The sequence below is a fragment of the Brevibacillus sp. FW301-21C12A genome (assembly GCF_058788915.1).
In genome coordinates, this window is the sequence record NZ_JBYTBG010000003.1 from 106,939 (window position 1) to 120,402 (window position 13,464).

The 13,464-nt window shown below is 54.7% G+C and carries 12 protein-coding genes; all 12 read left to right on the top strand.

The features are described 5' to 3' along the window. Positions 1-28: 28 nt before the first annotated feature. The 12 genes from AC3WQH_RS03335 to AC3WQH_RS03390 all read left to right on the top strand — a co-directional run bounded on the left by AC3WQH_RS03335 (position 29) and on the right by AC3WQH_RS03390 (position 13,358). Positions 29-1,957 carry a stage V sporulation protein D gene (locus AC3WQH_RS03335; RefSeq protein ID WP_007784200.1) on the top strand — a complete coding sequence of 643 codons (1,929 nt, stop codon included), beginning with the start codon at positions 29-31 and terminating at the stop codon, positions 1,955-1,957. 145 nt (positions 1,958-2,102) lie between these two features. Beyond that, a complete protein-coding gene (locus AC3WQH_RS03340; protein ID WP_492331907.1) occupies positions 2,103-3,581 on the top strand; it encodes a UDP-N-acetylmuramoyl-L-alanyl-D-glutamate--2,6-diaminopimelate ligase in 1,479 nt (492 codons plus the stop codon). Positions 3,582-3,625: 44 nt separating this feature from the next. Continuing rightward, entirely contained in the window at positions 3,626-4,597 is a 972-nt protein-coding gene (mraY, locus tag AC3WQH_RS03345; RefSeq protein ID WP_005832983.1) for a phospho-N-acetylmuramoyl-pentapeptide-transferase, read from the top strand. After that, complete coding sequence (gene murD, locus AC3WQH_RS03350; protein ID WP_005832981.1) at positions 4,594-5,958, top strand: UDP-N-acetylmuramoyl-L-alanine--D-glutamate ligase; 1,365 nt, start codon at positions 4,594-4,596, stop codon at positions 5,956-5,958. The genes mraY and murD overlap by 4 nt, the downstream gene beginning before the upstream one ends. Positions 5,959-6,024: 66 nt before the next feature. Further along, positions 6,025-7,122 (top strand): stage V sporulation protein E, encoded by a 1,098-nt coding sequence (spoVE, locus tag AC3WQH_RS03355; protein WP_025845057.1) that lies wholly within the window; start codon positions 6,025-6,027, stop codon positions 7,120-7,122. 54 nt (positions 7,123-7,176) lie between these two features. Next, positions 7,177-8,280, top strand: a complete 1,104-nt coding sequence (gene murG / locus AC3WQH_RS03360) for an undecaprenyldiphospho-muramoylpentapeptide beta-N-acetylglucosaminyltransferase (protein WP_005832979.1) — start codon at positions 7,177-7,179, stop codon at positions 8,278-8,280. Positions 8,281-8,385: 105 nt separating this feature from the next. After that, entirely contained in the window at positions 8,386-9,291 is a 906-nt protein-coding gene (gene murB / locus AC3WQH_RS03365; protein WP_005832977.1) for a UDP-N-acetylmuramate dehydrogenase, read from the top strand. Between the two features lie 15 nt (positions 9,292-9,306). Continuing rightward, positions 9,307-10,563 (top strand): UDP-N-acetylglucosamine 1-carboxyvinyltransferase, encoded by a 1,257-nt coding sequence (gene murA, locus AC3WQH_RS03370; RefSeq protein WP_025845050.1) that lies wholly within the window; start codon positions 9,307-9,309, stop codon positions 10,561-10,563. 144 nt (positions 10,564-10,707) lie between these two features. Continuing rightward, positions 10,708-11,505, top strand: coding sequence for a cell division protein FtsQ/DivIB (locus AC3WQH_RS03375; RefSeq protein WP_005832973.1), 798 nt, complete (start codon positions 10,708-10,710; stop codon positions 11,503-11,505). Positions 11,506-11,526: 21 nt separating this feature from the next. After that, positions 11,527-12,237 carry a DUF881 domain-containing protein gene (locus AC3WQH_RS03380; RefSeq protein ID WP_005832971.1) on the top strand — a complete coding sequence of 237 codons (711 nt, stop codon included), beginning with the start codon at positions 11,527-11,529 and terminating at the stop codon, positions 12,235-12,237. Positions 12,238-12,261: 24 nt separating this feature from the next. Continuing rightward, on the top strand, positions 12,262-13,008 hold the full coding sequence (locus AC3WQH_RS03385) for a DUF881 domain-containing protein (RefSeq protein WP_309478769.1): 747 nt from the start codon (positions 12,262-12,264) through the stop codon (positions 13,006-13,008). Between the two features lie 2 nt (positions 13,009-13,010). Then, on the top strand, positions 13,011-13,358 hold the full coding sequence (locus AC3WQH_RS03390; RefSeq protein WP_005832967.1) for a small basic family protein: 348 nt from the start codon (positions 13,011-13,013) through the stop codon (positions 13,356-13,358). Positions 13,359-13,464: the final 106 nt, after the last annotated feature.

Here is a 13,464-nt window from a genome sequence, read left to right on the forward strand (position 1 = left end):
ACAACCTATTTCCGAGGGGGGACTCGCTTTGCGGGTATCCAATGCTACTGTACGCCGTCGCATTTTCATATCGCTGGTCATCGGCATTGTCCTGTACACGGCGCTCATCACCCGGCTCGGGTATGTGCAATTGATCGAAGGACCGAAGCTTGCCCAGATGGCTGACCAACTGTTGAACCGGGAAATCGACTTCAAGCCGAATCGCGGCCGGATTTTGGATCGGAACGGCAACGAGTTGGTGTCAAACATGACGGTGCCAACGGTAGTCGCCGTCCCCGCGCAAATCAAGGACCCGAAGGAGACGGCCCGGCAGCTCGCGATCATTTTGGAGCAAAAAGAAGAAGACGTTTATCAGGCCATCACCAAAAAACAGATGAGCAACGACAAGATTCCAGGCGGAAAAAAGCTGCCGATCGAAAAAGCGCGGAAAATTCAGGAGTTGAACCTGCCGGGGATTTATTTGGCCGGAGACTCCAAACGCTTTTATCCGAACGGAAGCATGGCCGCGCACATTCTCGGCTTTACCGGAATTGACAATCAGGGCTTGACCGGACTGGAAAAAATTTACGACCCGTTTCTGAAAGGAACCGAGGGGCACATTTCTTTTCCGTCCGATGCCAAAGGGCGCGTCATGCCCGGAGGCTCCGAAGATTACGTCCCTCCGGTGAGCGGGATGGACATGTATTTGACGATCGACAGCGCCATCCAGTCGTTTATCGAGCGGGAGCTGGACCAGGCCGTCGTCGCTTATCAGCCGGACGATGTTCTCGCCATCGCGATGAACCCGAAGACCGGAGAAATTTTGGGGATGGGCAGCCGTCCGACCTTCCAGCCGGACGAGTATCAAAACTATCCGACAGAAGTGTACAACCGCAATTTGCCGATCTGGAAAACGTATGAGCCAGGTTCGACCTTCAAAATCGTCACGCTCGCTGCCGCTTTGAACGAAGGCGTAGTCTCTTTGGAGGAAAGCTTCTACGATCCCGGCTTCATTACCGTGGCAGGCAAGCGGCTGCGCTGCTGGAAGCGGCAAGGGCACGGACAGGAGACGATGCTGGAAGTCGTGGAAAACTCGTGCAACCCCGGCTTTGTAACGATGGGGCAGCGCCTGCAAAAAGAGCGGCTGTTTGAATACATCAAAAAATTTGGCTTCGGGCAAAAAACAGGCATCGACCTGATCGGGGAAGAGAACGGGCTGTTGTTCAATCTCAGTCGCGTCGGACCTGTCGAGCTTGGCACGACTTCGTTTGGCCAAGGGGTATCGGTCACGCCGATCCAGCAAATGGCCGCAGTCTCGGCTGCGATTAACGGCGGGAAGCTGATGAAGCCGTTTGTCGCCAAGGAATGGCGGGATAGCGTCACACACGATATTGTAGCGCGGACGCTTCCGACCGAGGTGCGCCAGGTGATTTCAGCGGAAACCTCTGCCAAGGTGCGGTATGCGCTGGAGAGCGTCGTGGCCCAAGGAACAGGAAACAAGGCCTATATTGAAGGCTACCGGGTCGGCGGAAAAACGGGAACCGCGCAAAAGGTCAGAAACGGCCGCTACGTGGACGGGGAGTACATCGTGTCGTTTATCGGCTTCGCCCCTGCGGACGATCCGCAAATCGTCGTCTACTTCGCGGTCGATAATCCGAAGGCGCTGGCTTTTGGCGGACTGATTGCCGCGCCGAGCGTCAAGAGCATTATCGAATCTTCCCTGCAGTATATGAATGTGCCCAAGCGCAAGGACGGCATCGCCAAGGAGATCAACAAGGCATTGGGCGAGCGCGAGCCGATCGAGGTTCCGAACATGGTCGGGCAGACGATGAAGGACGTCGTGCAGACGTATGAGACGCTTCCGCTGGTCGTTTCCGGAAAAGGGACCTATGTCATTCAGCAGTCGCCTGCGCCTGGCGTGAAAATTGACCAGGGCGGAAAAATTCGCATACATCTTGGTGACAAATTGACCAATTAGCTATAAAATGAGATTTCGAAGGCGGAGGGAAGTAGGCTTGTCTACAGTCGCTCTGCCTTTGTTCGTCACAGAAATGGATCGGTTTCCTTTCGTAAAAAAGGGCAAATTTCTGTCTATACTAGTTGGAGAATGGGGTGCCTGTTTCATGTTTCTACGGGATCTGCTCATGCCTTTGTTGCCAGTGAAGGTTTCGGGGGATGACAGTATGGAGATTACGGGTTTGACAGCAGACTCGCGCCAGGTGAAGCCCGGCTACTTGTTTGTGTGTCTGACAGGGTACACCGTGGACGGTCATGCGTTTGCGGCCCAGGCGGTGAAAAATGGCGCCGTCGCCGTGCTATCCGAACAAGATCTGGACGTGCCAGCGACTATTGTCAGGGTGCCGGACACCCGGCGGGCAATGGCTATGCTGGCTGATCGCATTTTCGGATCTCCCACAAGAGAGTTAAAGGTGATTGGGGTTACCGGAACAAACGGGAAGACGACCACCACTCATCTGATCGACAAGATCCTGCGCGACCAGCGCAAGCAAACAGGCTTGATCGGCACGATCCACATGCGGATCGGGGATGTCACGGAAGAAGTGAAAAACACGACGCCCGATGCCGTGGACCTGCAAAGAAGCTTCCGTCGCATGTGCGATGTCCATACAGACTACGCGATTATCGAGGTGTCCTCCCACGCGCTGGAGCAGGGACGCGTGCGCGGCTGCGACATACATACCGCAGTCTTCACCAATTTGACGCAGGACCATCTCGACTACCATAAAACGATGGAAAACTACCGCTATGCCAAGTCGCTGCTGTTTTCCCAGTTCGGGAACCACTACGACCCGAACCGCCTGAAGACAGCCGTGCTGAACGCAGACGACGAGGCGTCGAAGCTGTATGCGACGGTGACCCCTGCGCGCGTCCTTACGTACGGGATCGACCAGCCGGCGGACGTGCGCGCGAAGGACATCGAAATCACGAGCAAGGGAACGTCGTTTACAGCGGAAACCTTTGCAGGCACCATTCGCCTCAACCTGAAGCTGATGGGCAAATTCAATGTGTACAACGCATTGGCCGCTATCGCGGTTACACTGGCAGAAGGCGTGAGCCTCGAAGACATCAAGGCCAGCCTGGAGGCGGTCCTCGGTGTGAACGGGCGATTCGAGTCGGTCGATGCCGGACAGCCGTTCGCCGTTCTGGTCGACTACTCCCATACGCCGGACAGCCTGGAGAACGCCTTGGTGACGGTCAAAGAGTTTGCCAAAGGCAACGTATTTTGCATCGTCGGCTGCGGCGGAGATCGCGATCGCACGAAGCGCCCGATTATGGCGAAGATCGCAACGAAGTATGCGGATATGACCGTCTTAACATCAGATAACCCTCGCTCCGAGGAGCCGCAAGCGATTATCGACGACATGCTGGCTGGCGTGCGCGACGTGGACGCTTCCCGTTACACAGCGGTGACAGACCGCCGCGAAGCGATTCATCATGCCATCTCGCTGGCAAAGGCTGACGACGTCATTTTGATCGCCGGAAAAGGTCATGAGACGTACCAGATTATTAAAGATCAAGTACTGCCCTTCGACGACCGTGAAGTAGCACGGGAAGCGATTGCCCGGTACAACCAAGAATAGAGACAGATGCGACACATTGGCATCGAAAGAAAGGAGGCTCGGGCATGTTCGCTGACAACGTCCTAATCGTCACGATCGTCGCCGCGTTTCTCATTGCCGTACTGATTGGCCCACTGTTTATTCCCTTCCTTCGCCGCCTGAAATTCGGGCAGGCCATTCGCGAGGAAGGACCGCAATCGCACTACAAGAAGGCTGGGACCCCTACCATGGGGGGTACCATCATTCTTTTGGCACTTATCTTTACCGTGTTGAAGTTTGCCAATGCCAACATGGAAATTTACTTCCTGTTACTGGTGACACTCGGCTACGGTCTGATCGGGTTTTTGGACGACTTTATCAAAATCAGAAAAAAACGCAACCTCGGTTTGACCGCCAAAGAGAAGTTTGCCGGTCAGATTTTGCTGGCAATCGGCGCGTATGTTTTGCTGCTCATGATGGGGCACGACACGTCGCTGCATCTGCCCGGAACGCCGTGGAAGCTGGAGCTCGGCTATTTCTACTTCCCGTTCCTGCTGTTTTTGCTCGTCGGCACGACCAACGCCGTGAACATTACAGACGGCCTGGACGGACTTTTGGCAGGGACAGGAGCCATCGCCTTTGGCGCGTACGCGATCATTGCCTGGTTCGGGCAGGACTACGACACGGCGATTTTCAGCGCCGCCGTCGTCGGGGCCGTTCTTGGCTTCCTCGTCTTCAACGCGCATCCGGCCCGCGTGTTCATGGGAGACACAGGCTCGCTCGGTTTGGGGGGAGCGCTTGCGGGAATTGCGATCATGACGAAAACCGAGCTGCTTTTGGCGATTATCGGCGGCGTGTTCGTCGTGGAGACACTGTCCGTCATTTTGCAGGTCGTTTCTTTCAAAACGCGCGGCAAACGGATTTTTCGCATGAGTCCGCTCCATCATCATTTTGAATTGACAGGCTGGTCCGAGTGGCGCGTCGTCGTCACCTTCTGGCTGGTCGGGATGTTTTTTGCCGGATTGGGCGTATATCTTGAGGTGGTGACAATCAGATGATTCGTTATCAAAACCAGCACATAGTCGTTTTAGGAATGGCGAAAAGCGGTGTGGCAGTGGCAAAACTGCTGCACCGCTTTGGCGCTCATGTCGTGGTCAACGATAAAAAGCCGCGCGAAGAAGCAGGTGGCATCGAGGAACTGGAGGCGCTCGGGATCACCGTCATTTGCGGCCACCATCCGGACGATTTGATTCATCCGGGCGTGGCGCTCGTCGTTAAAAATCCGGGGATTCCGTACGAAGCGCCGCCTGTGCAGCAGGCGCTCGCACTGGAAATTCCTGTCGTGACGGAGGTGGAGCTAGCCTCCCAGATTGCCAAGGCACCGATCATCGGCATTACAGGCTCCAACGGAAAGACAACCACGACGACGCTCGTCGGACAAATCCTCAAGGAAGCGGGCCTGGATGTGCTCGTTGGCGGCAACATCGGCACGGTTTTGTGCGGCCTCGCCGAAGAAGCGGGCCCGGACCAGTGGCTCGTGGCCGAACTGAGCAGCTTCCAGCTCATGGGGACGAGGGAGTTTCGTCCGCACATCGGTGTTTTGCTCAATCTGTATCCTGCTCATCTCGACTACCACCATACGATGGAGGCGTATCTGGACGCGAAGCTGAAAATGTTCGCCAACCAAACAGCAGATGATATCGCGATCCTGCCGTTTGACCAGCCGGAGATTCTCGCCAAATGCGGCGAGCTGCCTGCCCGTGTCTACTACTTCAGCAAGACGCAGCAAGTTCCGAGAGGCGCTTTTGTCCAGGATGGCGTGATCCGGTTTACAGATGGACAGGGCCAGTCGGATGACATCATCGCGGTAGCGGATATGACTGTTCCGCATTTGGACAACGCCCTGGCTGCGATTCTCGTCGCCAAGCTGGCTGGTGCCAATACAAGCGCCATCGTGCAGGTGCTGTCTACTTTTCCTGGCGTGGAGCATCGCATGGAATACGTCGATTCCATTGCCGGGGTCAAATATTACAACGACTCCAAAGCGACCAATCCGGAAGCGGCTTCCCGCGCGCTGCAGGCGTGCCAGGAGCCTGTTGTCTGGATTTGCGGCGGCCTTGACCGGGGCGTCGATTTTCGGGAGCTTTTGCCTGTCATGAAAGGACGGGTCAAAGCGGTCGTCGCGCTCGGGCAGACAGCGCCGATTTTGCTTGCGCGTGCGGAAGAAGCAGGGATTAACGAGCGAATCCATGTCGATACTGTGGAAAAAGCCGTTCTTGCTGCTTCCCGGTTGGCGCAATCAGGAGACGTAGTACTGCTCAGCCCGGCGTGTGCGAGCTGGGATATGTTCCCTTCGTTTGAGGTCAGGGGGAGCATGTTTAAGGACGGCGTGCATAGACTTAAAACAAGCCTAGCATAACGTCCCACGAAAGCCTCATGAATACAGCGCAATACGGGACGGCATGAGAAAGGATGACCTGGCACTATGAGCAAGGTACGCTCTGCCCCCGACTTCGTAATTATTTTTGCAACACTTTTTTTATTGGGAATTGGCATCGTGATGGTGTACAGCGCCAGTGCGATCGTCGCCCAGAAGCCGCCTTTTTCCGACCCGTACTTCTTTGCCAAGCGGCAGCTCATTTTTGCTTTGCTCGGCATTACCTCCATGTACATTACGATGAACATTGACTACTGGGTGTGGAAACAATGGGCCAAGCCGGGCTTTTACATGAGTATCGGCTTGTTGATACTGGTTCTCGTGATCGGGATCGAAGTGAACGGCTCCAAAAGCTGGCTTGGCTTCGGGGCTTTCGGGATTCAGCCTGGCGAATTTGCCAAGCTCGGCGTCGTCGCGTTTTTGGCGCGCTGGCTGTCGGACAACCAAAAACAGATCGTCCTGTTCCGAAAAGGGCTGATGCCTGCCCTGGCGATCCCGATGGTCTGCTTCGGGCTCATCATGCTCCAGCCGGACCTGGGAACCGGCACCGTCCTGATGGGAACGGCGGTTGTGATGATTTTTGCCTCGGGAGCGCGAATCAGCCACTTCGTCGGTCTGGGGATGATTGGCGTCGTCGGCTTTATCGGGCTGGTGTTGTCGGCCCCTTACCGCATCAAGCGGATTACGTCTTTTCTCGATCCATGGTCTGATCCGCTCAATACCGGGTACCAAATCATCCAGTCGCTGTATGCGATTGGCCCAGGCGGCTTGCTCGGCCTCGGTTTGGGACAAAGCAGGCAGAAGCATCTGTACTTGCCGGAGCCGTACAACGACTTCATTTTTTCCATCGTAGCGGAGGAGTTGGGGTTTATCGGCGGCACGCTCATCCTGCTTTTGTTCCTGCTGCTGTTGTGGAGAGGGATGCGCACCGCGATTACGGCGCCAGACCTGTTCGGAAGCCTCCTTGCGCTCGGGATCATCGGCATGATCGCTATTCAGGTCGTCATCAACATCGGCGTCGTCACGGGCATGTTCCCGGTTACCGGGATTACGCTGCCGTTTCTAAGCTACGGAGGATCATCCCTGACCTTGATGCTTACAGGGGTCGGCGTTCTCTTGAACATTTCCCGCTTTTCCCGATCATGAATTTTCAGCAGGAAGCCAGTTTTTTTCCCTGCATAAAAATAAGGGTGTGATTGTATGCGCGTCGTCCTAACAGGCGGTGGCACAGGTGGACATATTTATCCGGCGCTTGCGGTGGCGAGAGAAGTTTCTCGCCAAACACCGCAGGCTGCCTTTTTGTATATCGGCAGTAAAAAAGGGCTGGAGGCGCAGCTTGTACCGCGCACGGAAATTCCGTTCCAGTCTGTCGAGATCAGCGGCTTGAAGCGAAAGCTGTCGCTGGACAACATCAAGACTTTGTGGAAATTCGTTCGCGCGGTGTCCGAGGCGAAAAAAATGCTGCGCGACTTCCGGCCGGATGTCGTCGTCGGCACTGGCGGATACGTGTGCGGCCCGGTCGTGTACGCGGCGTCCCGTCTGGGCATTCCGACGCTGATTCACGAGCAAAACGTCGTCCCGGGCTTGACCAACAAGTTTTTGTCGCAGTCGGCTACGCGGGTGGCGGTGTCGTTTGCGGAGTCGCTCGCCTATTTTCCCAAGGGCAAAACAGTCTTTACCGGCAACCCGCGCGCGACAGAAGTGATGCACGGCAACGCGCAGGCGGGAAGAAGCTTTCTCGGGGTAGACTTTGGCAAGCGAATCGTCCTGATCTTTGGCGGCAGTCGCGGCGCACGAGCGATCAATGAAGCGGTGCTAGCTGTCGTCACACAACTGGGCCAATATGCCGATACTCATTTTGTATATGTAACGGGTGACGTTCATTTCGAGAACATCTCCAAACAACTTGCCGCAAAAGGGAAGCTTCCCGAAAACCTTTCCGTGCTTCCTTTCGTCCATAACATGCCGGACGTTTTGGCGGCGACGCATATTTTGGTTGGACGTGCCGGCGCGTCCACGCTGGCCGAAGTGACGGCGCTCGGCGTGCCGTCGATCCTCATCCCTTCTCCGTACGTGACCAACAACCATCAGGAGAAAAATGCGCGCGGCCTGGAACGGGCAGGGGCAGCGCGGGTCATTGTCGAAAAGGAACTGACCGGCGAGCGCCTGCTGGGCGAGGTAGAGAGCCTTTTGCAAAGCCGTGAGCGGTGGGCGCAGATGAAGGAAAGCGCCCTGTCGCTCGGAATGCCGCAGGCAGCGACCGAGATCGTTCGCACGCTGCAGGAAGTCTCCGGAAAAAAATGATCGGATGGGCGATTGTCACGCCGCTCTGGGCGATGGCATAGTATGGAGCAAACACGTGAGAAGACTTAAAGGTCCGACCTAGCAAACGTATCAGGAGGTTCACAAATGAAAAAAATCGCAGATGAGCTGAAGCAAGCAGGAATCGAAAAAGTGTGGACCAATGAACCTCTCGCCAATCATACGACTTGGCGGATCGGGGGTCCTGCTGATTTGTTGATCCAGCCCAAGGACAAAGAATCCTTGCTAAAAGCCTTGCAAATCATCCATCGTCATGAAATTCCTTGGAGTGTTATCGGGCGCGGCTCCAACCTTCTGGTGAGGGACGGAGGGATTCGCGGAGCCGTGCTCAAAGTGGCTGAGGGCTTGAGCCACTGCGAGTTCAGGGATGAAGAGGTGTGTGTGGGTGCCGGATATTCCATGATCCGCCTGGCGGTGGAGACAGGCAAGATGGGATTGACAGGGATGGAATTCGCAGGAGGGATTCCTGGTACGGTAGGCGGAGCCGTCTATATGAATGCAGGGGCACACGGATCTGATCTTTCACGTATTCTTATTGAAGCCGAAATCCTTTTTGCAAACGGCGAATGTAAGGTGTTGAGTAACGAGGAACTGAGCTTTAGCTATCGGACTTCACTCTTGCAGAGAGAAAAAGGGATCGTGCTGGAGGCCCGTTTCAAGCTGCGCCCTGGTGATCGCAAGCAAATTTCCGCTACGCTTTCTGCCAACAAGGAGCGGCGACGCCAGACACAGCCGTTGCAGATGCCGTGCGCCGGCAGTGTGTTCCGCAATCCGCCGAACGACCACGCAGGACGTCTGATCGAGGCAGCAGGGCTGAAAGGCTATCGAATCGGCGGAGCTCAGGTTTCGGAAAAACACTCCAATTTCATCGTGAATTGCGGAGGAGCCACGGCTACCGACGTCCTCACCTTAATCGAGCATGTACGGAGCACAATTCTTGCGACATACGGAATTGATCTGCATCCGGAAGTTCTGGTGGTGGGCGAGGGGTAACACGGAGGTGAAAGTTTGGAGACTTTTGCGATCGAAGGCGGAAGACCTCTGTCCGGTTCGCTTCGGATCCAAGGAGCTAAGAACGCTGCTCTTCCTATCCTTGCCGCTGCTGTGCTTGCGGAAGGGCAATTCTATATCTACGATGTCCCCCACTTGAAAGATATCAAGGTCATGTTGGAAATATTGACGGCGCTGGGGGCCAACACGAAGCATGTGGACGGTTGCGTCGATCTGGATACAACGTCTGTCTCCGTCCCGCATGTACCAGATGATTTAATGAGCCAGATGCGATCTTCTATTTTTCTCGCCGGGCCGCTTCTGGCCAGGTTGGGTGAAGTCACCATATCGCGTCCCGGCGGCTGCGACATTGGTGAACGCCGAATTGACCTGCATTTGTCCGGTCTTACGGCACTCGGGGCTAAAATAGAAGAATCCGAAGGCTACATTACATTTCGGGCAAAGCAATTGCGCGGGACCAATATCTTTCTTTCCTTCCCCAGCGTGGGTGCGACGGAAAATATCATGATGGCGGCGGTCTTGGCAAAAGGGACGACACGCATCTGCAATGCGGCCCGAGAGCCGGAGATTATCGACCTGCAAAACTTTCTGAACGCCATGGGCGCGCGGATCAGGGGCGCAGGCACCGATACGATCGAGATCAGCGGCGTGCCGCGGCTTCGTTCCGTCAGCTACCGGATCATCCCCGACAGAATTGTCACGGGTACGTACGTGCTGGCGGTCGGAATTGCCCAGGGCCATGTCGAACTGACGAACACGCTGCCTGAGCAGCTCACAGCATTGATTGAGGTTGCCCGTAGCTGCGGTGTTGAAATCAAAACCCGCCATGATATAATGGAAATCAAAAGCAACTCCCGTCCGCGTGCCTACGACCGGATCATCACCTCGCCATACCCAGGGTTTCCGACAGACCTGCAGGCGCAGTTGATGGTGTTTCTGTCACAGGCGAGGGGAACCAGCGTCATCAAGGAAACGATTTTCGAAGGAAGATTCAAACATGTGAATGAATTGGCGCGAATGGGCGCCTCTATATACGTAGATCTCGGCTCTGCCATCATTCGCGGCGTAGGGAAGCTGACCGCCACGAGTGTGGAAGCGACGGATCTGCGAGCAGGAGCTGCTTTGGTCTTGGCAGGGCTTGCTGCAGAAGGCATTACCACGGTGAACCAGATCCATCATATCGATCGCGGGTACGATCGGCTGGAAGAGCAATTGCGCAGGCTGGGAGCCGATATTACGAGGGTGTCGATATGATCGAGGGAAGACAAGCGGCATAGTGCTATGCCGCTTTCCCTGTTTTGTAAAGTGGCAATTATTTGGAAAAAAACCTTTTATTTTCTTTTGTTTTGAGTAATCTTGCGGGCGATGAGCCTAGAATGCATGAGGAAGGATTCGGCCATGGCGGTATTTGAAGAACGCATTCCGCAAGTCAAGCAGCAACGCCCCAGAAGAAAAGGAAACCGCAAGCTAGTTTTTCTCTTGGTGCTGTTTTTTCTTACCGTACTTATCATCGTTTTTATTCGATCACCATACAGCAAAGTGCAGGAAATTCAAGTGATCGGCAATGACATTTACCCAGCGGAGCAAATTGTCCAGCAGTCTGGCCTCGCGCGCGACATGCAATTTCTCAACGTATGGGAGAGCAGCGTGCAGAGCAACCTGCAGCCGCTGGAAGGCATCAAAAGCGTAACGGTCAGCCGCTCGTTCCCGGGAGTCATCCGCCTGCACGTGACAGAGCTGAAGCGGGTCGCTTTCTGGAACGGCCAGGACGGCAGCCGCTATCCGCTGCTCGAAAACGGGAAAGTATTGAAGCAGGTGAATTTTGCCGATCGCGTGGTGGACAGGCCGTTAATCAGCTCCTGGACAGCGCCTGAGCTCCTCCCGAACCTCGCCAAAGCGTTATCCAGACTGACGCCGAACGTGCTCGCAGAGATTTCGGACATAACTCTGACGCCAACGGTGTACGATAAGCAGCGGGTGACCTTGTACATGCGCGACGGAAACGAAGTGCGCAGTGTGGTCTACAAGCTCGACAAAATGTTGAACTGGTATCCGGCAATCGTGGCTGAGCTGCCCGCAGGTACCAAAGGGGTGCTCTCCATGTTTGAGCAGCCGTGGTTTGTTCCATACGGCGCGGCGGGAAGCGATGGCGTGCCGCTTACGGACAACCAGCAGCAAACAGAAAAGCCGCAGTAAAGGAAAAAGGGGAAGCAGACAATGAGTCGTCGCCGCAAGTTTCATTTGTATTTAACTGTTGTGACCTTCTGTACCGGTTTTTTGGTAGCGACCTCGTTTGAGACTACCAAGCTCACGCGCAAAGAGCGGCTGAACGATCAGTTGTTCCAGCAGGAAACGCAATTGAACGATCGGATTTTGTCCGAAAAAGAACAAAACAGGCATCTGGAAAAACAACTGATCGATCTGCAGCGGCAGGTGGGCAAAGTCGAGGAAGCGATGGCGCAGCGAAAATCGGAAGCAGCCGAAACGCTCAGCCAACTGGAAGCCGCGCGGATGCTCTCTGGCGTAGTAGCCGTAGAAGGGCCGGGAATCGTCATCACGATGCAAGACAGCCAAACGGCCGCCAGCAGCTCGGACATCGCCAACTTCATCGTGCATGAGCAGGACGTCCGCCTGGTCGTCAACGAGCTGCGTGCAGCGGGAGCGGAGGCGATCAGCATCAACGGCCAGCGGCTGGTGAGCAACTCTTCCATCCGCTGTGTCGGGCCGACGATTATCGTCAACGGGATCAAGTCAGCGGCTCCCTTTGTGATTTCGGCAATCGGCAATCCGGAGACGATGGAGAGTGCTCTCAATTTGCCGGGGGGAGTACTGCACTCCCTGCAAGATTTTGTTCAAATCGACCTGGCGAAAAAGGACAAGTTGCAACTGCCGGCTTTCGTCGGCGACGCCAAAACGAAACACTCCTAAAAGGGAAAAGGATGCGTTTGCCCCATGTTACAAAAAAGCCGTAAAATCACGTTTATTCTTGCCGTTATTAGTGCTATCATAGGTGTGATGTTGGCTGTACAGTTGCGCAGCAGCTTACATCCCGTACATAAGGAGTCTCGCAGCATCGCGGAACTTCGGACCACGCTGCAAAAAGAACTGGAGAAACACAAGAACCTGCTTGCAGATATTTCCAAGTACAATCAGTTGTACTACCAATACGAAACCTCGCTAAGTGAAGACGAGAGCATTTCTGTCATGAAAGAAGAGCTGGAACGAAACCGCCGGTTGGCCGGAATGGTGGAAGTGGAAGGAGAAGGCATTGTGCTGCAAGTCGTCGATGCCCCCATGCCCGAGGAGCCGATTCTGGACGATCACATGCAGGTGCCTGTTGTAGGGGAATACACGATTGACGATGAAGATTTGCGTTGGCTGGTCAATATCCTGTTTGCGAACGGAGCGCAGGCGGTATCCATCAATGAGCACAGGTTGGTTGCCACCTCTGCGATTCGCAATGTCGGGGATGTCATTCAGATCGATACGAGGACGATTAAACCTCCGTATGAAATAAAAGCATTGGGGGAGCCCGAAGTACTGCTGTCCGCCTTGAAGCTGGAAGGGGTCGAAGAGAACTTCCGGCTCGCGAATAAAAAGGTGCTGGCCGAAAAACGGGACAAGCTGATGATTTCTGCAAACAAAGAAACACGCGTCATTCAATTTATGAAACCTGTAAAAGAAAAAGGAGATTCGTAACCATGTGGCTCCCGCTTATCGGACTGATTGTCGGTCTCGCTGTCGGCTTCCTTCTGGATTGGCGCGTGCCCCAGGAGTATAGCAGCTATCTCTCCATCGCCCTCTTGGCTGGATTGGACACGATCTTTGGGGGAATCCGCTCGTTTCTGGAGCGCACCTTCAACGTTCGGATCTTCATGTCCGGATTCTTTTTCAATACGCTGTTTGCAGCCGGCCTTGCCTTCATCGGCGGCTTCCTGGGGATTGATCTTTACCTGGCGGCGATTGTGGCTTTCGGGGTGCGTCTTTTCAATAACCTGGCCGTAATTAGGAGAATTGTTCTATCCCGTTGGATCAATCAGCAGGAATAGCCGTAACTAATGGGAAGAAGGTCATTTTTTTACAAAAATTCTATATGAAAAAAAGGGAATGGTTGTCCTGTGTGGAATAATTTATGCAGGTGTTCTCATTTTATTA

Excerpts from the sequence above, each read along its gene's own strand:
- AC3WQH_RS03340 (WP_492331907.1), top strand. The coding sequence starts at position 2,103 with ATGTTTCTACGGGATCTGCTCATGCCTTTGTTGCCAGTGAAGGTTTCG.
- mraY (WP_005832983.1), top strand. The coding sequence starts at position 3,626 with ATGTTCGCTGACAACGTCCTAATCGTCACGATCGTCGCCGCGTTTCTC.
- murD (WP_005832981.1), top strand. The coding sequence starts at position 4,594 with ATGATTCGTTATCAAAACCAGCACATAGTCGTTTTAGGAATGGCGAAA.
- spoVE (WP_025845057.1), top strand. The coding sequence starts at position 6,025 with ATGAGCAAGGTACGCTCTGCCCCCGACTTCGTAATTATTTTTGCAACA.
- murG (WP_005832979.1), top strand. The coding sequence starts at position 7,177 with ATGCGCGTCGTCCTAACAGGCGGTGGCACAGGTGGACATATTTATCCG.
- murB (WP_005832977.1), top strand. The coding sequence starts at position 8,386 with ATGAAAAAAATCGCAGATGAGCTGAAGCAAGCAGGAATCGAAAAAGTG.
- AC3WQH_RS03375 (WP_005832973.1), top strand. The coding sequence starts at position 10,708 with ATGGCGGTATTTGAAGAACGCATTCCGCAAGTCAAGCAGCAACGCCCC.
- AC3WQH_RS03380 (WP_005832971.1), top strand. The coding sequence starts at position 11,527 with ATGAGTCGTCGCCGCAAGTTTCATTTGTATTTAACTGTTGTGACCTTC.
- AC3WQH_RS03385 (WP_309478769.1), top strand. The coding sequence starts at position 12,262 with ATGTTACAAAAAAGCCGTAAAATCACGTTTATTCTTGCCGTTATTAGT.
- AC3WQH_RS03390 (WP_005832967.1), top strand. The coding sequence starts at position 13,011 with ATGTGGCTCCCGCTTATCGGACTGATTGTCGGTCTCGCTGTCGGCTTC.